Source organism: Embleya sp. NPDC127516 (genome assembly GCF_044765325.1).
Classification (GTDB): Bacteria; Actinomycetota; Actinomycetes; order Streptomycetales; family Streptomycetaceae; genus Embleya.
On the sequence record NZ_JBIWJT010000046.1, the window covers coordinates 20,194 to 40,662 of the forward strand.

Sequence of the window (20,469 nt, forward strand, 5' to 3'; positions counted from 1 at the left end):
CGACCGCGATCCCGGCACACCCGAAGTCACCCGAAAGGGGTGGCTCTCAAACTCGTTGCCCGAACCGGACTTGAACAACAGTCCACGCTCACCACGAACGGAGCAACCTGGCTCCCGATCACGTTGCCCGAGTGGCTCCGAAACAACCTGTCGAAAACAGGCCCTCGATCCGGGAAGTCCCCACGCAGGTGGGGGTGAGCCGCCTCGTCACTTTGGGGGTCGCCCTGGACGCCGGAAGTCCCACGCAGGGGTGTCGTTAACGAGCAGCACATAGACCGACAAGTAACCCGCGAGTAGCTTCCGTCGGTTCTTGGTGAGGCCGGTCGGCCTTGCGCGGTGCTACAGAGGCAGCAGCGCGGCGATCGCGACGGCGCTCCTGGGCGGCGTATCCAGGTGGTGGACGGGCACCACCGCAGCCTGGGGCTCGGCAGGGATCCGCTTGGGTGACGCGTCGTCAGGCCGCCGCGGGCTCGGGGGCTTCCGGGCCGGGAGCGCCGACGGCGGCGAGGGCCAGGCGGTTGCTCATGTTCAGCCGGACTTCGCCGTACGGCATGACGTGCGACCAGAACAAGGGTGTGAGGCCGCGGCGGTCCTCGTCGGTGAGCCGGTCGGCCCACTCGGGCTCGGCGAGCAGGTCCTGGATCATCAGCGTGTTGACGTACACGAGCGGGGTCTGAAGCAGGTGCAGGGCAAGAATCGCGAGTTCCTGCTGGTCGCGGCGGTTGGAGGCGAGTTCGCCGCTCTTGCCGAAGAAGATGACGTCGTTGGCGCCGTTCCATCCCTCGACGACGTTCAGCCCCTCCTGGATCTCGCGCTGGAGGTCTCGCGAGAGCAGATAGCGGGCGACGAAGCTGGTCTTCTGGGCGCGGCCGACTTCCAGCATGGCATGGTAGATGGGGTGGGAGGCGGTGCAGGTGAACCTGCGCAGGATCGCCTCGGTCGCGGCGGTGCCGAGCCGGATGGCCGTGGCGTACTTGATGAGCTGGTCGTAGTTCTGCTCGATGACGTCCCAACGGATCGGCCGGGTGATCGCGTCGGCGAGGCCCGCATAGCTGTCCTGGTCTTCGCGGCCAGGTCGGTACAGCTTGACCTTGTTGATCTGCTTGATCCGGGGCAGCAGGTCGTAGCCCAGGAGCCGGGTGATGCCGAACCCGATCTCCGACTGGCCATGGGAGTCCACGAAGTTCCCGGCCGCCTTCATCGCGGTGGCGTGCCGGATCATGCCCTCGACCGCGGCGGCGACCTCGGACGCGGTACAGGTCAGCAACTGCGAGTGGATCGCCACCGAGCCCTTCTCGATGTGCCAGTACACCAGCACGCCGCGGCCGCCGTACCGGGAGTGCCACTCGGTGAACAGGTTCCGGTCCCACGCGCGGAAGTGCGTGGGGTCCGCAGCGACCGTGCTGGTGCCCTTGCCCCAGATCGCCTCGCTGCGGGCGGCGAAGGTGGCGTTCGCGATCGCGACGCCCGCGCCTTTGAGGCCGACGGCGGTCAGGTAGCGGCGTGCGACGTAGCGCAGTTCCTCTTCGCTGTGCCCGTGTTCGCCGGCGGCGACCGACGCGATTCCGGAGTTGGTGCCGTACGCGTACGCCACCAGCAGCAGCCGCTCCAGCAGCACGGGTTCGGGGATCGCGCCGCGGGTGCCGGCGGGGGCGAGGCCCTTGCGCATGCCGGTTCTGAGCGCGGCTTCCTTGAGGATGTCGATGAGCGCGACCATGCCCCACTTGCGGCGGATCGCCTTCTTCAGCTGCTTGAGGTTCGCGGGTTCCTTCTGCGCGTCCGGCTCGGTGAACTTGATCGCGCCGCCGCGCTGCCGCGCGCCGATGGTCACCCACGGGAGCGGCAGGGCGGTGTCGAGTGTGCCCAGCGCGTCGCGCATCTCGCGCTGGAGCTCGGCGACGAACGCCTTCGCGTCGACCGGCTTGTTCAGCTTCTCGTAGTACTCCGCGCGGCGGGCCTCGAAGTCGGTGGGCAGGTCCTGGTCGGGGTTGCGCCACTTGTCGGCGCCGACGACCCAGCTCTCCTTGCAGCGCAGCCTCTCGCGCAGGGCCTGGAAGACGCATGCCTCGTACACGGTCCGCACCACGCGCTGCGGGCCGCGGGCGGGGGCGTGGAGGGCGAATTCCTGCCAGTCCTTGCGCACCACGCCGTCGAGGGGGATGCGCTGGCCGATCGGCAGGTATTGGGCGGTGGAGTCCTTGTGCCGCTTGATCAGCGCCAACGCGTCAATGACGGGCTTGTGCTGGTCGTTGGAGGAGCGGAACTCCAGCACACCGAGGAGTTTGATCAGGCCGCGCCGGTAGTGGTTGGTGTAGGACGACTTGAACACCTCGCGCTTGGACCGGGCGAACGCCGCATCGGTCGCCTTCAGCTCGGCGATCAGGTCTTTGAGGGTCTGCTCGCCGCCGGCGGCCGGGTAGACCACCTTGCGAACCGTGCGGTCCGGCGCGCCGAGGGACGCGGCGGCGATGCGGCGCAGCAGCGCGGTCTTGCCGTGCACCCGCTTGAACTCCGCGGTGTACGCCTCGGTGACCTTTCTTCTCCGCGCGGGCGTTGATGCGGTGCACGGTGGAGTTGACCAGTGCCAGCAGGGTGTCGGTGATCTCCCGCTCGCGCTGGAACAGCAATGCGGCGAGCAGCACGTGACGTACCTCCGGGTCGAAGCGCCGCAGGTGGCTCGGGGACGACGCGGAGGCACGCGCGCGCCACGCGTCGACGACCTGGGGCCCGATGCCGGTGAACGCGGTGGCGGGCACGCCGACCGCGCGCACCTGCCGCAGCTTGGACTCCTCCTCCAACAGCGAGTTGAGGCTGACGTTGCCCGGGTGCGCCTTGATCTGCCCGAGCACCGACTCGATGTCCTCTTCGGCGTCTTCCGGGGCGTCTTCTGTGCTTTCCCCGGCATCGTCCCCGGTCGGGCGGGCGGTTGGTGGCTGCTCCGTGCTGTTCGTTCCGCCGGCGTCGGTGTCGACCATCGCGTCGAGGTGGCCGGTGCAGTCCGCGTCCGCCAGCCGGGCCGCGACTTCGGCGACGGCGAGTCGGTCGGCCTGGTGCAGCGCTCCCCGGACGATCAGCGCGAACCGATCGGGGCTGGCGATTCTGTGGTTGCCGCCCGTAGGTACTTGAGGAATTCGGCGCAGACGGCCTCCTCTCGGCGCTCCTCGTGCCACAGGGCGCCGGCCAGATGGGCGGTGGCCTCGGCGCCGTCGTCGACAGTGCACTCGTGCCAGCCGGTGCGCTTGCGGATCTCGGAGCGGTGCCGCTGCGCGATCCGTTCCGTCAAGTCGTAGGAGGCGATCTCGGCTGCGGCCACGTCGACCTGGCTTGCGACGTGGGCGATCGCGTCGTCGGGGATCTCGCCTCGGCCCTTGAGGAACCGGCCCCGCCAGTGCAGGAACAGCAGTTGTACGGCGAAGCCCAGCCTGGTCCCGCCGGACTTGTTCCGCAGCAGCGCCCACTGCTCCGCGTCCAGCGTGAAGTGGTCGACGACGCCGTCCGGCCCCAGATCCCGGCCCATCGCCATGCCCCCGTTCCGCTCGACATGCCGCCCCTACGACCGGTGATCGGCGCGACCGTAGAACTGCATGACGGTGCAACGGACGGGTTCGGCGGATGTGCCCGTGCGGTAGGCGCGAATCTGGTAGATCGGAGTCCGCACCGGGAGTTCAGGTCGACGAGCGTTTCGCCGCGTCGTTTGCGTGTGGCTCGAACGTGTGCCGACGGCCTCAGGTGCGCTCGTCGTCTGTGTCGCTGGGTGGGGTCAGTCCCACCAGAAGTCCCAGGTGCGGGCGCCGGTGAGCTGATGGGCGTATGCGGTGAGGGAGCCGCTGCCCTGCCAGATGTTGTCCGGGCAGAAGGCGAAGTGCTCGGCGGCGACGAGGAGGGCTGCTTCGTCGGTGGTCGGCGGCTGGGCGACGCTGAGGTGCAGGGTGGAGAAGCTGACCGCGACAACGCGCGCCCCGAAGCGACGCTCCCAGTCATCGACGATCGCAGAGAACTTGGCGGTGTCGTTGTCGTAGTTGCAGGGCCCGTCCCAGCCCGCGACGGTGAGCGCTTCTGCGCCTGTTGCGGCAGCCACCAGGCCCAGGCGGGAACGTGGGTGCGCGGCCAGGAACGTCTGGGCGTACACGGCGGCCGCTGCGTCGGCGTTCGCCACACTCTGCGGGCTCGGCGCGGTACCGGGCCACCTCTGCCCGAACGGTGCGGTGACGGCGAGGCGCTTGTCGGCCGAGAGCATGTCGCCGTCCTCGTCGACGGCGGTGTAGGTGGCCCACCATTCCGCAAGCAGTCCCGCTGGGTCGTGGGTGGCCGGCGAAGACATCCGCTCGGGAAACAACTCGCCCGATGCCCACGGGCGGAACTCTTCGTCGCGCGGTGACAGCGCGTCCAGCAGCAGCGGCCACATGCCAGAGCGTGCGTGCTCGGCGTGCAGCGTCTCCCACAGGCCGGCGGTGGCGGACTGGTCGCTCAGCCACAAGGGTTGGACGTCTCCGTCGCCCTCATCGGAGGTGATCATCCGGCCCGAGGGAAGAAGGGACTCGATGTTCAGCGGGAGCTCTTGGGACACGGACGGATGCTAGACCGGGGCTACGACAATGGGGCCGACGGGGTTCTGCGCTGCGGTTGGGGGCTGTCCGACCGATCATCGGTTGAGTACCTTCGGCCTGTGAGGGACCACGGAATCGCCCTGCCCGTCTACCGCCTGCACGTCGTGCCTGCGGTTGTGGCGCTGGCCAGTCCGACGTGGCAGCGCGAGGTGTGGCTCGATCCGAACCAGTTCGAGGACCTCGATTACACCGTGCACGTGCTGTTCGACGACTTCTGCGACGCGGACGATCCGCAGCCGTGGTTGGGGCAGTCGTTGCGCACTGAGGAGGAAGTCGACCTGATGGTGCGCCTCGGTGCCGCGTACAGCGCGGTGCAGGAAGCGGTCGCCGCCGACGCCGGCGACGCGGACTACCTGGATGCGCCGGGCTGGCCTGCCGTGGTCTCGGCGGCAGCCCGGCTGGCCCAGGTGATGGTGACCAATGACCTGTCTGCGCTCAGTCTGCTGCACGACGCCAGGCATAGTTGGCCACCCGGCACCGGGCAGGGCCAGGTCCGCGCGCATCAACCGCAGACTTCGGCGATGGGTGGCGATCTCGACCACTCGCATAAATGAACAGATGCGAGAGTTCTGCGACGCCCCCGGAGCGGGTCGCGTTTCCCCAGGTCGCTGTTCGCAGAACTCCTCTGAGAACTCCGGTGTTCTGCGGAGCAGTTCTGACACACTGCCGAGGTGGATCTGACGCCCGATCAAGCCGCAGACGCGGTGGAACGCAACGTCTGTCCGAAGTGCGAGGCCCCTGCGGACAGCGCCTGCCGCACCCGCGGCGGCAAGACCACGACGAAGTACCACACCGCGCGGTTCATCCTCGTCCCCGCGATGCGCGAGGCACTGGAGGTCCCGGTCCCGGACGACCGCGGTCCCGGCCGGGTCTGGGCACCCCGCGCTCCCGTCGACCCGGCCCCGTGGTCGCCGCCGCGCGACCGATCAGGATCGGGTACGCCCGCTGCTCGACCGCCCAGCAGGAACTCCAGAGCCAGCTCGACGCTTTGGAAGCCGCCCAGTGCAAGCGGATCTTCTCCGAGAAGATCAGCACCCGGATCAAGGTCCGGCCCGAGTTGGAGAAGGCGCTGGGGCTCGCCTACGACATCAAGGAGGCCGCCCCCGACCAGGAGGTCATCCTCACCGTCCACGAGCTCAAGCGCCTCGCCCGCAACGCCGCCGAGCTGATGACGCTGTCCGGGCAACTCCAGGGCGCTGGCGTCCAACTCGAACTGCTCACCGGCCCGCTCACCGGTATCCATGATCCCAACGGCATGGGCGCCATGTTCTTCACCGTCCTGGCCGCCGCCGCTCAGATCGAACGCAACTACATCCGTGAGAAGACCCTCGAAGGCCAGGCCACGGCCGCCGCGAAAGGCAACCACGGCGGACGGCCCAAGGTCATCGACGAGGACATGCTCACGTTCGCCCAGGCGCTGAAGAACAAGGGCGTCCCCGTCCCCGAGATCGCCAGGAAGCTCACGATCAAGACCGGCAAGAACGCTGGCCAGCACCCCTCGGTCGCCTCGCTGTACCGCGCCTTCGCCGACGCCGAACCGGGGTAGTGCGACCGGCGCCTCGTCGGCTACTGCGTCACCGTGCTGAGTGGGTGGTCGTGCGAGGTGGGGCAGGTGTAGATCTGCATGCCGTAGCTGCGGCCGATTTCGACCCTGGTCGGCACGTGCGGGTAGCGGTGGTCCGCTTGGTGCTCGTCGGCGTCTTCGAGCGGCCGCCAGCTGTCGTTGCCGTCCCATTCGCTGCTGTCGACGTAGAGGAAGGGCTGCATGACGGCGTCGCACACGCCGCAGATCTCCGGCGAGGGGTCGCGGAAGCTCCACGGCGCCCAGCCGCCGAGCTTCCAACCGGTCGCGACGCCGAGCTCGTACTGGTAAACGAGTCCCTCCGCGTCCTCCCATACGCGGATCCGCTCGCGGAGCCCGCCCGGGAGTTCGTGCGGCGCCGGGTACTCGCGAACCTGCTCGGGGTGGACGACGCACGCCTCGGGGACGTAGTCGTCATGTTCGACGAGGAACGGCGCCGGCGGGTCGGTCAACAAGGCAGCCACGTCGTCGGCACGCCGCCAGCGCAACTGCACGCCCGGCAACGCCTCGTCGCCGTGCTCGAAGGGGCACCACAGCACCTGGAGCAGGTCGCACCCGTCTGGACCGTTGAACCCCGGGGTGTCGCGCGCGTACAGCTGGGCAATGGGCAGGAGCGGCACGGCCGGGTCGACCCGGTCGGACGGATGGCCGGCGCGGAGGCGATCGAGCTCGGCGTGTTCCTCGGCGGTGAACTGGGGCCGGGCCCAGGCGTCGTCGAGGAGCTGCCGGTAGCGGCGCACATCGTCCAGGGACTGCAGGGTGCGGTAGTACGACGAGGTGTGGTCGTCGGGGCACACCGGCCACGGCTCGTCCGCCGGCCACAGCAGCGGGCCCGCCACGGAGCTCTCGTGCACCGTCGGCGTGCCCGGCCGAGGGTGCAGACGCGTCGTCGTACGTGCGAGCGCGGTCAGTTCCGGAAAGACGGCTGTGACGTCGAGCGGGCGTGGCGGCGTGGTGCGGGTCATCACCGGGCTCCAGGTGCGTGTCGGGAGCACACATCGAACCAGGTGGCACCGACGATGATCTCGGGAAGTCCGCGGTCTGCCATGTGCCGCCGTCTGGGAGGACGGCGAGCGAGCCTGGGCGGCAGGGGTATCCGGGCACCGACCATGGGTTTCAAGGGTTGGCCACCCACTATCCGGTAGCTACCGGTGCTTGGCGAGGCGGTGGAGCAACCCGGCATGCAACGCCTCGATCTCCTGCATCACTTGGAGGTCGTCGTCTCTCAAGCAGGGGGCCGCGTACAGCATTCTCCGACGCTACGACACATGCACGGTCGGGGAGACGCGTCGAGTACCGCCGGTCCCGACCCGCTGTTCGATCATGGAATGGCGGCGGCTCCGTGAATCCGTAGCTTGGCGCGGATATACCCACGCGAGTGGACGCGCCGGCTTCCATGCGGCCGTCACCGGTCTGGCTCTCGATGCACCACCCCTGGCCACAACTTCGCGTGATGGCCTTCAAAACGTGAGCCCGATCGTTTCGACCGTCGATCTGTCCCGTGGTCATCTCCCACCTTGGCGGCCGCGCCCGTCCGACGCGCGAATCGATCGTCTCCGCTGCGACTCCCGCCCGCCTGGGACGCCCTCGCCCGTCCCTCGCCTCGACGTTGCCTGCGTGTCGCCCGGTGCCCTTTCCCTTCCCTGACCTGCGTTGATGCCGGATTGGGCCAGACAACGGGCAAGGCCGCGCGGCCAACGTTCTCGGCATCGGCTACGGGAGGAGCAGCGGTGATCGAGACACGGAGCCAGGTGGGAAGTCGGGCACGGGACCGGGCGCAGGACCGGGTGCAAGACCAGGCACAGGCCCGGGCGCAAGACCAGGCGCAGGACGAGGTGTGGCCCCGGGTGCAGGGGCGCACCGAGAGCCCGGCGCGGAGCGGTATCCGGAGCGGGTCGGCGGAGCCCGGCGGCAAGTTGCGCACCGGGGTGATCGGGCGGCTGAACGACGAGTGGGACGAGATCGCGTACGGCCTGCGCGGTGGAGACGCGTTGGCGTCGTGGTCACGGGACTTCGCGGAGCTGGGGGCGTACGGCACGCTCGCGGAGCTTCAGCGGGGCATCAGCGCGGCGGCGCCGGCCGAGCAGGACGCGTTGTTGATCGCGTTGTTGACGCTGGCGGACTCCGGGGTTGCGTTGGCGGGGCGGGTGTTGTTGCAGCAGATGTTGCCGCACGCGGTGCGGTTGGCGTCGGCGCGGCGGGGGCCGGGGCAGAGTTTCGACGACGCGGCCGGGCACGTTCTGGGGTGTCTTTACGAGGTCATTCGCGCCTATCCGTATCGGCGGCGTACGGGGCGGGTCGCGGCGAATCTGGCCTGCGACACGCTGCACCGGGTCGTGTACGGGACGGGGGCGGGTCGTCGGCGCGGGCACGTGACGCTCGTGTTGACGCCTGATCCGGTCGGCGACACCGGGGTGTCGGCGCCGTTTCCGGCGTTGGAGCGGCGTCTGGACACCGGTGCGGCGTTGGTACGCGGGGTGCGGTTGGGGGTGATCGACGCCTCGGATCCGGCGCTGTGCGATTGGCGGGTGGTGGGGGCGCACTCCGTCGACGCCGCGCGTGGGGATCTGATCGCGTTGTTGGTGGGCGCGGTGGAGGAGGGGGTTCTCACCGTGGAGCAGGCGCGGATGTTGGCGCAGGACTATCGCGAGTCGGCGCCGCCGGCGGCGGAGATCGCCGCGTCCCGGGGGATCTCGTACGCGTCGCTGCGGCAGCGGCACAGTCGCGCGGTGCGGCGGTTGCGGGAGGCCGGGCATGGCGCGCTGCGTGCCGCCTGAAATCGGTGGGCGCGGGTCGCCCGAGGTTGGTGGGCGCGTGTCGGTCACAGCGCGGCGGGTGGGCGCACCTTCGTCGGTGTCCGTCCAGCGCAGCGGGGGAGTGGTGATGGCCGAGCCGACGTGGTCGATGCCCGGGGGGTTCGAACCGGACGGGTTCGAACCGGACTTCGGGATCGCCGGGGCGGCCGCGGAGGGCCTGGACCCGGACGAGCTGTGTCTGGCGCGGGCCAGGCAGCAGGCGTACCGGATCGCGTATCGCCTGGTCACCGATCCGTTCGCGCCGGAGACGTTGAACGTGATGGAGGACTTTCTCGACGACGCGGCCGAGGTCCAGGTCGCGTACATGACGGTCGCGGCCCGCGACGAACGCCAGTTGCGGGCGCGGCTGGACGACTTGACCGCGAGCCGGCGGGCCCGGCGACAGGGACAAGGACTGGGACAAGGACTGGGACAAGGACACGAACAGGGTCGGGGAGAGGGAGAAGGGGAGGGATCGTGAGCGAGACGGTGTCCCTGGCGGGGCGACGGACCGCGCCCGCCACCCGGGCCGCGGGGACGAGTCCGGAAGCCCTCGAAGCCCCGGGAGCCCTCCACGCCCCCGAAGCGCCTGAATCCCCCGTGGCGAGGGCGACTTCGACGGCGCCGCCGACCATCCAAGGCGCCCGCCAGGTCCCCAAGGGCCTGCCGATGTCGGAGGACACCCGCGCGGTGTGGACCGCGATGGCGCGTCTGCCCGCCCGCTCCCCGGTGGTGGCCGTGACGGCGCCGGGCGGAGGTGTCGGGGTGTCGACGGTCACCGCCGCGCTGGGGTCCCTGCTGGCGCTGGCCGCGCCCGAGCAGGCCCCGCCGTTGGCGATCGACGCCGGTACCCGGGCGTGGAGCGGGCTGCCCGCGCGGGTGGGTTCGGCGTGCGAGGCGACGTTCAACGACCTGCTCGCTCTCGAAGGCCCGGAGGCGATGTCGCGTCGGGACGCGCGGGCGTGCATGCATGTGGGCCCCACGGGCCTGGAGATGCTCGCCGGCGAGTCCCGGTCCGGCCGCGACGCGGCGCGTCCGCCGATGACGGCCGGGGCGCTGTATCGGGTACTGGCCCGGCTGCGCGGCGCGTACCCGCTGGTGCTGGTGGACGCCCCGGCCGCGGGCGACGCGGTGTGCGAGCAGGCGCTGCGCCGGTCGACGACGGCGGTGTTGGTGGTGCGGGCCAGCAGTGACGGCCCGGAGTACGCGTTGGCGTGCCTGGCCTGGTGGCGCTCGCTGGGCCACGAACGGCTGGTGGACGGCGCGGTGGTGGTGGTCAACGAGGTCGCGCCGAATCCGCCGCGCGAGGTACGGGCGGGGGAGCGCACGCTCGCGCGGCAGGTCCGCGCGGTGGTGCGGCTGCCCTACGACCGCGAGTTGGCCAAACCGGAGCCGGTGCGACCGATGGCGCTGGGCAAGGCCGCCCGCGGCGCCCTGTTGGAGATCGCCGCCGCGGTGGCGGCGGGTTGGGACTGGACCGCGTCCGCGCAGGCGGACCCCATGACTTCGAAGGACACGACATGAGTTCTCTTGCGCACGCGTTGGTCCGTGCCCACGCCCGGGTGATGTTCCCGGCCGACACCCCGGTGTCCAGCCCGCCCCCCAGCGGCGGCACGGGCACCGGCTCGACCTTCAACTACGAAAGGTTCAAGCCCGACAAGAATGCCGTCCCGCAGGGCGGAGTGCTGGACACCATCGCCAACGGCATGTTGTGGATCGGATTCTCGATGGCCATCGCGGCCTTGGCGGGCGGCGCGGTCATGTGGATGGTCGGGCCGATCTTCGGCAGCCACCACGTATCCGCGCAGGGCAAGACGTTCATGTGGAAGGCGCTGGGCGGCGTCGCCATCCTGGGTGCCTCCGGCGCGATCCTCAAGTTCGTCATCGACACGGTGATCGCGGGATGAGCGCGCGCCGGATGGGTGTGGGCTACACGTCCGCGCACGCGGGACGGCCGCGTGTCCTGGTGGTGCTGTTGGTCCTGGCGATCGTCGCGGGGGCCGCGGGCGGGGCCTGGTACTGGGGGCGCAGTTCGGCGCCCGCGACCGCCGCATCGGACGCCGCCGCGCAGTCGGGCGCGGGCGGAGTCGGCGGCGGGGCCGCGAGCGGTCCCGCCGGAACGCCGTGGGTGCCGGTGCGTACGAGCCAGGCGCCGTCGTATCCGAACACGACGGAGGGTGCGGGGCAGGCCCTGGCCGCGTACCTGCGCAACGTCTTCGCGCTGAGTACGGGTCCGCGTGCGGCCGGGGTGGAGTACGCGCGTCGGATCGTCCTGGCGGGTGCCCCGCAGGAGCAGATCGACCGGCTCGCGGGGTCGACGTTCTCCGCCGATCGCCCGGGCGCGGTCAACCAGTTCGTGCCGATGCGGGTGGTCACCCAGTCCGAGCCGGACGGGCAGGTCAGGGCGTTGGTGTGGGCGATCAACCTGATCGGGATGAAGACCGACGGACGCACACCGGAGGCGACGCCGACACTGTCGTGGGTGACGATGGGCGCCCGCCTTCGGTGGGTGGACGACGGATGGCGGATCGTCGTCCTGAACGAGCCGCAGCCGGGCCCGACACCGGCGACGCTGGGACAGCCGGACACCGCGGATCGGTTCACGGTGGTGCTGGCCGCGCCGGGGGCGGCGGCCGATGGACCGTGACGGTGTGTGGCGGCGCGCGGGACTGCTCGTGGTGTTCGCCCTCGTGGCCTGTCTGCTGGGCACGGGGAGTTCATCCGCCGACAATGCGCCGCCGCCGCAGCCCAACCCCGTTGAACACCCCAACCGGGGATCCGCGTGGCCGGACGTGGGCTGGTTGCAGTTCGATCCCATCGACTGCTCCCTGATGGCGGACAAGAAGACGCGGCAGCAGTGCGAGAAGTACGGCGAGAAGACGAAAGGGACCAATTTTATCGGCCTGGACGGCAAGATCCACTGCGATGCAAAAGACCTGACCGGCAAGCCGTTCTTCGAGAAATGCGATGAGAAAGAGATCCGCAAGGAGATCACCGGAGGCCGCGATTTCGACCCGCCGCCGCCGGCCCCGCCCAAGCCCCCGCCGGACCCCAACGCCCCGGTGTCGGCATCCCAACTCACGCTCGCCTGGCCGGACGTGTCGTGGATCAAGGCCAACACCATCGACTGCGCGGGTTCCGCACCCGAGGTCTACAACCTGTGCCGTACGTACGGTCTGCTCACGCCCGCGGGCTTCCTGGGCTGGGACGGCAAGGTCCACTGCGACAAGCTTCCCGAGGGCCACCCGTTGGTGGGCACCTGCGATCCCGCGGCGATCAGGGCGCAGGTCACCGGCGGGCGCACGACCGACATCAACGTGGTGCCGCCGAGCACGCAGCCCTGGCTCCGCAAGGTCTTCGAGGGTCTGAGCAAGGCGTGGCCCACGGTCACCTGGATCAAGGACGACGCCGTGATGGAGTGCGGCGAGCGGATGCCGGTGCCGACGCCGGACTGGATGACCTGCACCTACTTCGGGACGTTCCCCGGGCTGTTGGGCGCCGATGGTCAGATCCACTGCGACATGATCCCCAAGGGCGATCCCATGTCGCGGACATGCGATCCGGTCAAGATCAAGGAATCACTGCTCGACAAGAGCGGCAAGACGCTCAATATCAGTTTCGGGGACTTCGTCCCGGATGTTCCGGACACCGTCAAGTCGATCGTCTCGGCTGCCGGGAAGGTCTTGAAACTCCCCGGGAAATTCGCGGGATGGCTGGCCAACAAGGGCCTCGAGCAGCTTGTCAAGGCGGCCGCGGAGAGCGCCACGACGCTGTTCGCGAAGACGGCCGAGTTCATCTTCGACAAGACCGCCCCCGATTTGCACGGCACCGCTTTCACCTCGGTGTACGACTCGGTGGCCACGGTGATGCTGGCGTTGGTGTTCATCTTCTTCGTCGCGGCGGTGCTCTTGAACATCGTCTCCGACAAGTTCGGGCACGTGCCCGCGTCGGTGGGCGGTCTGATCCGGGCTGTGCTGGGGATCTGCCTCGCGGCCAAAGTCGCCGACCTCATGGTCAAGCTCTCCGATCAGTGCACGACTGCGCTCCTGGAGTCCAACGAGAACAAACCCCAGTGGAGTGCGCAGGCGTTCGCCGACCAGTTGGGCGAAGTGATGGGTGACGGCGGCATGGTCATCGTGGTGCTGTTGGCCTCCATCTTCGCGATCATCGGACTGATCGCCCTGATGGTGATCATGTTCGTCCGGGGCATCGAGCTGTACGCGGCCGCCCTGTTCGGGGCCATCGCGATGGTGGGTCAGGCGCACCCCCACACCCATACCTGGGCGCGCAAGTGGTTCTGGAATTTCACGGCGTTGGCCTGGAGCAAGTTCGTGATCGCGGCCCTGTGGCTGCTGGCGGGGAGCCTGATCGGCGAGGGCGACTCGTTGGTGGCGGTCCTCAGCGGCCTCGGGATGATCTGGATGATGGTCTACGCGCCGTTCGCGTTGATGAAGATGTTCTCCTTCATCGACGCGCAGGCCACCGGCATCGGCAACGACGTCGGCGCCAAGATGATGAACAAGGCCAAGGACGCCGCGATGCCCGGCAGCGGGTCCGCGGACGATCCCGCCCCGGCCGCCCCCGGCGCCGGACAGGATTCCCCGGGCGGTTCGCCCGCGTCACAGATGGACGCCAACCTCGCGGACGTGGAGTCGGGCATGACCGGCGGCGACGACGCGGACACGGACATGGACGCGGACGACGGGGATTCGGCGCCGGGCGGCGGACCCGCCGAGAACACCGCCGACGGGGCGGACGACCAGATGGGCACCGGGCCCGAGGCGGAGGAGGACGGCGCCGACGACGGCGGTACGCCGGGCGTGCCCGAGGGCGGTGGCGATCCCGGTGCCCTGAACCCGGGCGGCGACCCGGTAGGCGAGACCGCGGGCTCGCCCACCGGCGGCTCGGGCCCGGGCTCGCCCGGTTCCTCCTCGGGCGACGAGCAGATCGCCGCCGATGTGGCGCTGGCCGGAGCCGGAGCAGGGTCGGCCGGCTCGCGGGGCTCGGGTGGTTCGGGCGGGTCGGCTGCCTCGCCCGGCGCGGGCTTCTTCGGTGGATCCGCTCCCACCTCCATGGTGGGCCCGCCGTCCACATCCGCGCCGTCGGACACGTCCGGTGCGGACGGACCCGTGGAGGCGGTCCCGGATGTCGGCCACAACATTCACAGCGGCGAAGAGGCGTGGGGGGGAGTGCGATGAGGTTCAAGTTCTCGCCGTTGGAGTCGCGTGGTGTCCTGATGGGCTTCACACTCGGGCGGCTCGGCGCGCTGGTCGCGGCGCTGCTGTGCGGGGTCGCGGTACTCAGGGCCGATAACTGGCTGCTGAGAATCGTCTGGATCGTCGTCATGGCGCTGTTTCTGGTGATCGCCCTGGCGCGTTGGAGCGGTCGTGCGTTGACCGCCTGGGTGCCGGTGATCTGGGCGTACGCGGCCCAGCGCGGCCTGCGCCAAAACCTGTACCGGGGCGGCCCGTTCGCCCGCAACGCGGTCCAGGAGCACATGGAGCTGCCCGGCGCCCTGGCCGGGTGCGTGTGGCTGCCGGCCCGCGCACCCGACGGGCAGCGCGAGGTCGGGCTGATCCACGACCGGCACGCCCGCCAGGTGGTGGCCGTGCTGCGCTGCCAGGGGACCAACACCATCCTGGAGGACTCCTCGCTGCAGGAGCGCCGGGTCGTGGACTGGGGCTCGGTGATGCGCTCGTTCGGCGACGACGAGTCGTTGGCGTCGTGGTCGGTGATGGAACGCACCATCCCCGACGGTGCCAACCGCGCGCAGCGCTTCATCCGCACCCGGATGGTGCGCCCGGACACCCTGGCCGCGCAGTCGCTCAAGCAACTCGTCGCGGCCTCGGCCCCCTCGACGCTGCGGCACGAGGTGTACCTGGCCGTGCGGTTCGACCTGTCGCGGCTGTCCGCGCAGGTCAAGGAGGCCGGCGGGACCGACGCGGCGATCGCCGCGGTGGTGGTGGACGCGCTGGGCGCGCTCGAACAGGGCGTGCTGGACGCCGGCGTGGGCACCGAGGGCTGGTTGTCCCCACGCGGCCTGGCCGGTGTGCTGCGCACCCAGTTCGACCCCGCCGACCTGACCACGCTGGAGGCACGCGGGGTGGACGGAGAGGGCGCCGCCGAGGGGGTGGACCCGAGGCTGGCGGGCCCGGCGGCGACCGAGTCGCACTGGGCGTACTACCGGCACGACTCGGGCTGGTCCCAGACGGTGTGGGTGCACCAGTTGCCGGTGCGCGAGGTGGGCCGGAACTGGCTGACGCCGGTACTGAACCAGACCTCCTGCCGGCGGTCGGTGACGCTGGTCGCACAGCCCCTGTCGACGGCCAAGGCCGAGGCGATGTCCCGGCGGCAGATGGTCGCGCACGAGGGCGACCGGCGTACCCGGCAGAAGCTCAAGTTGGTCGAGGGCGCCCGGCAACGCCAGGAGGCGCGGGCCGCCTCGCGCGAGGACGAGGAGGTCGCCGCCGGGTTCACCCGGGTCCGGTACTCGATGTTCGTCACGGTCACCGCGGTCGACATCGCCGCGCTGGAGAAGGAGATGCGGGTGGTGCGACGCAAGTTGTCCCAGTCGGGCTGCGAGTCGGTCGTGCTGTACGGCGAACAGGACCAGGCGTTCCTGGCGGGCGCGTTGCCGCTGGCGTACGGACTGGCCCCGATGCGAGGGGTGATCTGAGTGGCACGTCGCAACGACGACCTGGTCCGCGAGGGCAACCGGGGCGAGGAACTGCGCCGCCTGGCCGAGACCCGGGACGAGGAACGCGCCCGCAGACGACTGGAACGGCGGCGCTCGCGCGCCGAGTCGGCCTGGGGGAAGCTGACCGGACCACCGCCGGCCGACGGCCGCGGCACCCACGGCCGGGCCGCGGGCCGCGTGGCCCGAAGGATGCGGGTCCAGCCGCACACCACCACCACCGCGCACCTGCGCTCGTGGTTCCCCTTCACCAACGACGCCGGCCTGGCCGTGGACGGACCCCTGATCGGGTTCGACGTCTTCTCCCGGACCGCGTTCACCTTCTCGGTCCACGAGCTGTACCGGGCCGGGCTGTTGACCGCCCCCAACGTGGTGGTCATCGGCGAGATCGGTTCGGGCAAGTCGTCGCTGCTCAAGTGCCTGGTGTTCCGCAACGTGCCGTTCGGGGTGAAGTTCTCGATCAGCGCCGACATCAAGGGCGAGTACGGGCCGCTCGCCGAGGCGACCGGGGTCACCCCGCTGCGGGTCGGCCCGGGACTGGCCGCGCGGATGAACCCGCTCCAGGGGGTACGGCGCGCGCCGGGCCAGACCGAGGAGGCGTGGCTGGCCCACCAGCGCACCCGCCGACTGCTGCTGGTCGAGGGCCTGCTGGAGATCGAGAAGGGCCAACGCCTCACCGACGCCGAACGCACCGCCGTCACCTTCGGAATGGACGCGCTCACCCGCGAACACGACGGCACCAGCGGCGACCGACGCGGCGAACCCACCCTCGGCCAACTCCTGGAGGGCATGAGCGACCCGCACCGCTGGCGCACCGACGCCGCCCGCATCAGCGTCGACCCGCAGCGGCTGCTGGAGAGCGCCTCCAACGCGCGCATGGCGCTGTACCGGATCGTGCACGGCCCCCTGTCCGGGATCTTCGACGGCGCGTCCACCTCCAACCTGGACTTCACCGCCGACGGCACCGTGCTGGACCTGTCGGCGATGCGCTCCTCCGACGAGATGACCGCGATGGCGATGACCTGCGCCCAATCCTGGCTGGAGGCGGAGCTGTCGCGACCCGACGGCGAGCAACGCATCGTCGTCTACGACGAGTTCGCCCTCATCGCCCGCTACCTGCCGCTGGTGCGCCGGCTGCGCGAACAGTTCAAGATCGCCCGCGCGTACGGCATGTCGAACGTGATCGGATTCCACCGCTTCTCCGACCTGGCGGCCGTCGGCGACGGCGACAGCGAGATCGTGCGGATGGCACGCGGCCTGATCGAGGACACCGGCGTACGGATCTCCTACCGCCAGTCCGAGGGCAGCCTGGCCCAGGCACGCGAGTTCCTGGGCACCTCCGACGTGGTCACCGACCTCCTCAAACGCCTCAAGCAGGGCGTCGCGGTGTGGAACATCGGCACCCAATACCACGTGGTCAAGCACCGGTTGAGCCGGATCGAGAAGGAGATGGTCCAGACGGACAGCCGGATGAACCACGTCGGCGACACCCCGGACACCCCCGAAACGTCGTCACCACCTTCCCCCGCACCGGCGCCGACCGCCATGGGGACCGACGCCGTCTCGACGGCCTCGGGGGTGGGCGTGTGAACCGCGCCGGCGGTCGGACCCGCGACAAGGGCAAGATCACCGCAGGCGAACCCGAGGAGATCCGCGCCCGCGTACTGCTGGGCCTGTGCACGCTCACGCTCTTCGCGCTGGTGGTGTGGACGACGTGGCTGGCCGGACAACTCGCCGGCGTCCTCACCCACGGGAGTTGGCCGGACGCGGGCCCAGGCGACGCCCCCGGGACCGCCGTACGCTGGATCGCCCACGGCGGCGACCCCGCCCGGGCCTGGCCGGAGCCGGCCCGCGCCGACGTCGGCGGACCGGTGGCGGTGTACGCGGTCCTGACCGTCCTGCTGGGCGCGCTCGTGGGCGCGCTGGGCTGGGGCGTGTGGCGACTGCGGGGTCGAACGCGCGGACGGCGCCCGGGATTCGCGACCCCCGCCGACATCGAGGGCCTGCTGTCGGAGGAGGCCGTGCTGGCCAAGGCCGCCGTGGTGCGACCGTCCCTGGCGGGCCGCAAGGGCGTCGAACCCGGGCAGGTGGCGTACTCGCTGGGCCGCGAGGCCGGCACCCGACGCCGGCTGTGGGGACTGTACGAGTGGTCCGGGCTGCTGGTGGCCGCCGAACGCATGGGCAAGACGATGTTCTACATCGTCGACCGCATCCTGGGCGCCCCCGGCGCGGTGATCACCACCAGCACCCGCCTGGACACCCTGCCCGTCACCTACGCCGCACGCGCCCGCCTGGGCCCGGTGTACGTCTTCGACCCACAGCACATCACCTCCGGGATGGACCGCCTGCGCTGGTCCCCGGTGGCCGGCTGCGCGGACCCCCTGGTCGCGATCCAGCGCTCGGCCGGGTTCGTCGCCGGCTCCGGCGTCGGCGGCAAGAACGTCGAGAACGGCGAGTTCTTCGCCGGCATGGCCACCGCCGTGCTCCGTGCCTACCTGCACGCCGCCGACCTGGGCGGATACACCGTACGCACGGTGCTGGAGTGGTCGATGAACCCCGACGACCGCACCCCGGTGGGCATCCTGCGCTCACACCCGGACGCCGCGCCGATGTGGGCCGACCAACTCGCCGAACTCCAGGCCGCGGACCCTCGCCTGCGCGGCAGCGTGTGGGCGGTGGTGCAACGCGCCTTCGACGCCTTCGCCGACCCACGCGTACTGGCCGGCTGCGACGTCGAATCCAACGAGGCGTTCGACGCCGCCGACTTCCTCAAGCGCAAGGGCACCCTGTACATCCTGGGCTCGCGCAGCTCACAGATCTCGGTCGCGCCGCTGATCTGCGCGTTCATCGAGGACATCGTGCGCGTCGCCCAGGACCTGGCCCAACGCTCGGTCGGCTCGCGCCTGGACCCGCCCCTGTCGCTGGTCCTGGACGAGTGCACGAACATCGCGCCGATCCCCTCGCTCCCGAACCTGATGTCCGACGGCGGCGGCAAGGGCATCACCACCATCGCCGCGATGCAGTCACGCTGGCAGGCCAGGGCCCGCTGGGACGAGGCAGGTGCCGCGGCGATGTGGGAGACCTGCTCGGTCAAGCTGATCCTGGGCGGCCTCTCCGACCCGGCCGACCTGGGCAACCTCGCGGACATGTCCGGCCAAGTGGACGAGTACACCCCCGGCGACAGCTTCAGCGAGGGCCGGATGACGTTCAGCCGCTCGGTCCGCCGGATCCCGGTGCTGGAGAAGTCCGAGATCCGCCAACTGCCGGTCGGCCACGCGCTCTTGTTCACCCGCAACCTGCCGCCGATCGAGACCGTGCTCACACCTTGGTGGGAGCGCGAGGACGCGAAGGAACTGGCGGAGTCGCGGGACGCGCTGTACGCCCGGATGGGGATCGAGGGTGGTGCCGGATGAGCGGGGTGGCGGCGGTGGCGGATCGGGGCGACGAGGGCCGGGGCAACGAGGAGTACCTGGCGGAACTCGAGGAGCTGTTGCTGCGGTTGGCGGAGCAACAGCAGAGCGTGGTGGCGCGTCTGCAGGCGCTGGAGGCGGTTGGCGGGCGGGGAGGTACGGACGCGGCGGGGGAGGGGGATGGTCCGGCCACCGCGGACTACGACTGGCGGGTGTTGGACGCGGATGCGACCCGGGCGGCGTGGGAACGCCTGATCGGGTGGGTGGAGTGGCTGGTCTCGGTGTTCCCGGTGGCCGACGTACTGCCCGGGTGCTGGTTCGAACATCCGGTGCTGGTCTGGGAGTTGGCCGCCCTGCACCTCGCCTTCGCGGAGGCCTACGAGGTCCCCGACGCGCCGCGCGGCGGAGCGTTGGGGTGGATGGAGGCCCTCCAGCGGGCGCACGGCCGCTGGCGGATGTGGGATCAACACAAGTGCGCGGGGGCGGGTCGGCACAAGTCCGGGCATGCGCAGGCGGTCTGGGCGGCGGGATGGGCGGAGAACGCCCGGGCGAGGGCGCTCGCGGACGCGGACGAGCGGCCGGCGTCGATGCCGGCCTCGGCACCGGGGACGGACGCCGAAGAGGGCTTCCGGCCGGCGGCGGTGGGGGCGTGAGGCACGTAAACGGGCTGCGCGCCGTGGCGGCGATCGTGCTGGCGGGGGCGTGCCTGACGGTGGGCGGGTGTGCGTTCCCGGGTGGCCCGCCGGGTACCGACTCCGCGGCTGCGCCCACGGGGGCTACGCGGACGGTCACTTCCGGGCCGTCCCGGCCCCCGGCCCCCGCCGGGACGGGCGCACCGTCGGCGTCGGTCCCGTTCGAACGCCCACCCGCTCGCACGGTGCCGCCACCGGTCGCGGCACGGTCCGGCGTGGACCTCGCGGACCCGGCGGCGGTGGCGGCGGCGTTCGCCGAGGTGTACCTGTCCTACCGCTGGGACCACGACCAGGCCTGGTGGCGGCGGGAGCTGGCGCGGTTCGCCACCGAGGCCTGGGTCCGGGACCTGCCGGCGCCGGGCGCGGCCCGGGAGAGCGCGGGTTGGCGCACGTTCGTCGCCACGCGCGGCACGGTCACCGCCCGAGTCCATCACGCCGCGGTGGTCCCCGCCGCGCCGGGCGGCCCCGGCGTGGTGTTCGTCCAGGTCAGCGCATGGCAGCTGACGGCACGCGACGGCGAGGTGGACCGCGCGGACGAGGCCCCGATCAGCGTCGAACTACACCGCGCGAACGACGGGGTGTGGCGGGTCGCACGGGCCTGGTCGCTCTGAGCGGTCCGACTGACCTGCCTCGTTGACCTGTCCAGCTGATCTGTCGTACTGAGCGGTCGCGCGGAGCGCGGTCGCGGG

The 20,469-nt window shown here is 70.8% G+C and carries 17 protein-coding genes; 13 read left to right on the forward strand and 4 right to left on the reverse strand.

Annotated elements, in window-relative coordinates; genetic code table 11:
- Positions 1 to 454: 454 nt before the first annotated feature.
- From ACIRL2_RS46890 to ACIRL2_RS46900, 3 genes are all read right to left on the reverse strand, one after another.
- Positions 455 to 2,905: a Tn3 family transposase gene (locus ACIRL2_RS46890; RefSeq protein WP_402241192.1), complete on the reverse strand. Its 2,451-nt coding sequence runs from the start codon at positions 2,903 to 2,905 to the stop codon at positions 455 to 457.
- Between the two features lie 165 nt (positions 2,906 to 3,070).
- Positions 3,071 to 3,523: a DUF4158 domain-containing protein gene (locus tag ACIRL2_RS46895; RefSeq protein ID WP_402241195.1), complete on the reverse strand. Its 453-nt coding sequence runs from the start codon at positions 3,521 to 3,523 to the stop codon at positions 3,071 to 3,073.
- A gap of 237 nt (positions 3,524 to 3,760) precedes the next feature.
- Positions 3,761 to 4,567 carry a DUF4253 domain-containing protein gene (locus ACIRL2_RS46900; protein ID WP_402241197.1) on the reverse strand — a complete coding sequence of 269 codons (807 nt, stop codon included), beginning with the start codon at positions 4,565 to 4,567 and terminating at the stop codon, positions 3,761 to 3,763.
- Between the two features lie 99 nt (positions 4,568 to 4,666).
- On the opposite strand from ACIRL2_RS46900, the gene ACIRL2_RS46905 reads away from it, so the two are divergent.
- Both ACIRL2_RS46905 and ACIRL2_RS46910 read left to right on the forward strand, forming a co-directional pair.
- The gene (locus tag ACIRL2_RS46905) at positions 4,667 to 5,161 is read left to right on the forward strand and encodes a hypothetical protein (RefSeq protein ID WP_402241200.1); all 495 of its coding nucleotides are present in this window, start codon (positions 4,667 to 4,669) and stop codon (positions 5,159 to 5,161) included.
- 350 nt (positions 5,162 to 5,511) lie between these two features.
- The gene (locus ACIRL2_RS46910; RefSeq protein ID WP_402241203.1) at positions 5,512 to 6,153 is read left to right on the forward strand and encodes a recombinase family protein; all 642 of its coding nucleotides are present in this window, start codon (positions 5,512 to 5,514) and stop codon (positions 6,151 to 6,153) included.
- Between the two features lie 20 nt (positions 6,154 to 6,173).
- On the opposite strand, the gene ACIRL2_RS46915 is transcribed toward ACIRL2_RS46910, so the two are convergent.
- Positions 6,174 to 7,154, reverse strand: coding sequence for a hypothetical protein (locus ACIRL2_RS46915; RefSeq protein ID WP_402241205.1), 981 nt, complete (start codon positions 7,152 to 7,154; stop codon positions 6,174 to 6,176).
- Between the two features lie 765 nt (positions 7,155 to 7,919).
- On the opposite strand from ACIRL2_RS46915, the gene ACIRL2_RS46920 reads away from it, so the two are divergent.
- From ACIRL2_RS46920 to ACIRL2_RS46970, 11 genes are all read left to right on the forward strand, one after another.
- Positions 7,920 to 8,966, forward strand: coding sequence for a hypothetical protein (locus ACIRL2_RS46920; protein ID WP_402241208.1), 1,047 nt, complete (start codon positions 7,920 to 7,922; stop codon positions 8,964 to 8,966).
- Positions 8,967 to 9,072: 106 nt separating this feature from the next.
- A complete protein-coding gene (locus ACIRL2_RS46925) occupies positions 9,073 to 9,465 on the forward strand; it encodes a hypothetical protein (RefSeq protein WP_402241210.1) in 393 nt (130 codons plus the stop codon).
- Positions 9,466 to 9,653: 188 nt separating this feature from the next.
- On the forward strand, positions 9,654 to 10,508 hold the full coding sequence (locus ACIRL2_RS46930) for a MinD/ParA family protein (RefSeq protein ID WP_395873511.1): 855 nt from the start codon (positions 9,654 to 9,656) through the stop codon (positions 10,506 to 10,508).
- Positions 10,505 to 10,891, forward strand: coding sequence for a hypothetical protein (locus ACIRL2_RS46935; RefSeq protein WP_395873512.1), 387 nt, complete (start codon positions 10,505 to 10,507; stop codon positions 10,889 to 10,891). Before ACIRL2_RS46930 ends, ACIRL2_RS46935 begins: the two co-directional genes overlap by 4 nt.
- On the forward strand, positions 10,888 to 11,631 hold the full coding sequence (locus ACIRL2_RS46940) for a hypothetical protein (protein ID WP_395873513.1): 744 nt from the start codon (positions 10,888 to 10,890) through the stop codon (positions 11,629 to 11,631). The genes ACIRL2_RS46935 and ACIRL2_RS46940 overlap by 4 nt, the downstream gene beginning before the upstream one ends.
- Positions 11,621 to 14,182, forward strand: a complete 2,562-nt coding sequence (locus ACIRL2_RS46945) for a hypothetical protein (RefSeq protein WP_402241214.1) — start codon at positions 11,621 to 11,623, stop codon at positions 14,180 to 14,182. The genes ACIRL2_RS46940 and ACIRL2_RS46945 overlap by 11 nt, the downstream gene beginning before the upstream one ends.
- On the forward strand, positions 14,179 to 15,660 hold the full coding sequence (locus ACIRL2_RS46950) for an SCO6880 family protein (protein ID WP_402241216.1): 1,482 nt from the start codon (positions 14,179 to 14,181) through the stop codon (positions 15,658 to 15,660). The genes ACIRL2_RS46945 and ACIRL2_RS46950 overlap by 4 nt, the downstream gene beginning before the upstream one ends.
- Complete coding sequence (locus ACIRL2_RS46955; protein ID WP_402241219.1) at positions 15,661 to 17,268, forward strand: hypothetical protein; 1,608 nt, start codon at positions 15,661 to 15,663, stop codon at positions 17,266 to 17,268. It abuts the gene before it with no gap.
- Positions 17,265 to 19,091, forward strand: a complete 1,827-nt coding sequence (locus tag ACIRL2_RS46960) for a type IV secretory system conjugative DNA transfer family protein (RefSeq protein WP_402241220.1) — start codon at positions 17,265 to 17,267, stop codon at positions 19,089 to 19,091. Before ACIRL2_RS46955 ends, ACIRL2_RS46960 begins: the two co-directional genes overlap by 4 nt.
- The gene (locus tag ACIRL2_RS46965) at positions 19,088 to 19,741 is read left to right on the forward strand and encodes a hypothetical protein (protein ID WP_402241223.1); all 654 of its coding nucleotides are present in this window, start codon (positions 19,088 to 19,090) and stop codon (positions 19,739 to 19,741) included. The genes ACIRL2_RS46960 and ACIRL2_RS46965 overlap by 4 nt, the downstream gene beginning before the upstream one ends.
- A 254-nt stretch (positions 19,742 to 19,995) precedes the next feature.
- Positions 19,996 to 20,391 carry a hypothetical protein gene (locus ACIRL2_RS46970; RefSeq protein WP_402241225.1) on the forward strand — a complete coding sequence of 132 codons (396 nt, stop codon included), beginning with the start codon at positions 19,996 to 19,998 and terminating at the stop codon, positions 20,389 to 20,391.
- Positions 20,392 to 20,469: the final 78 nt, after the last annotated feature.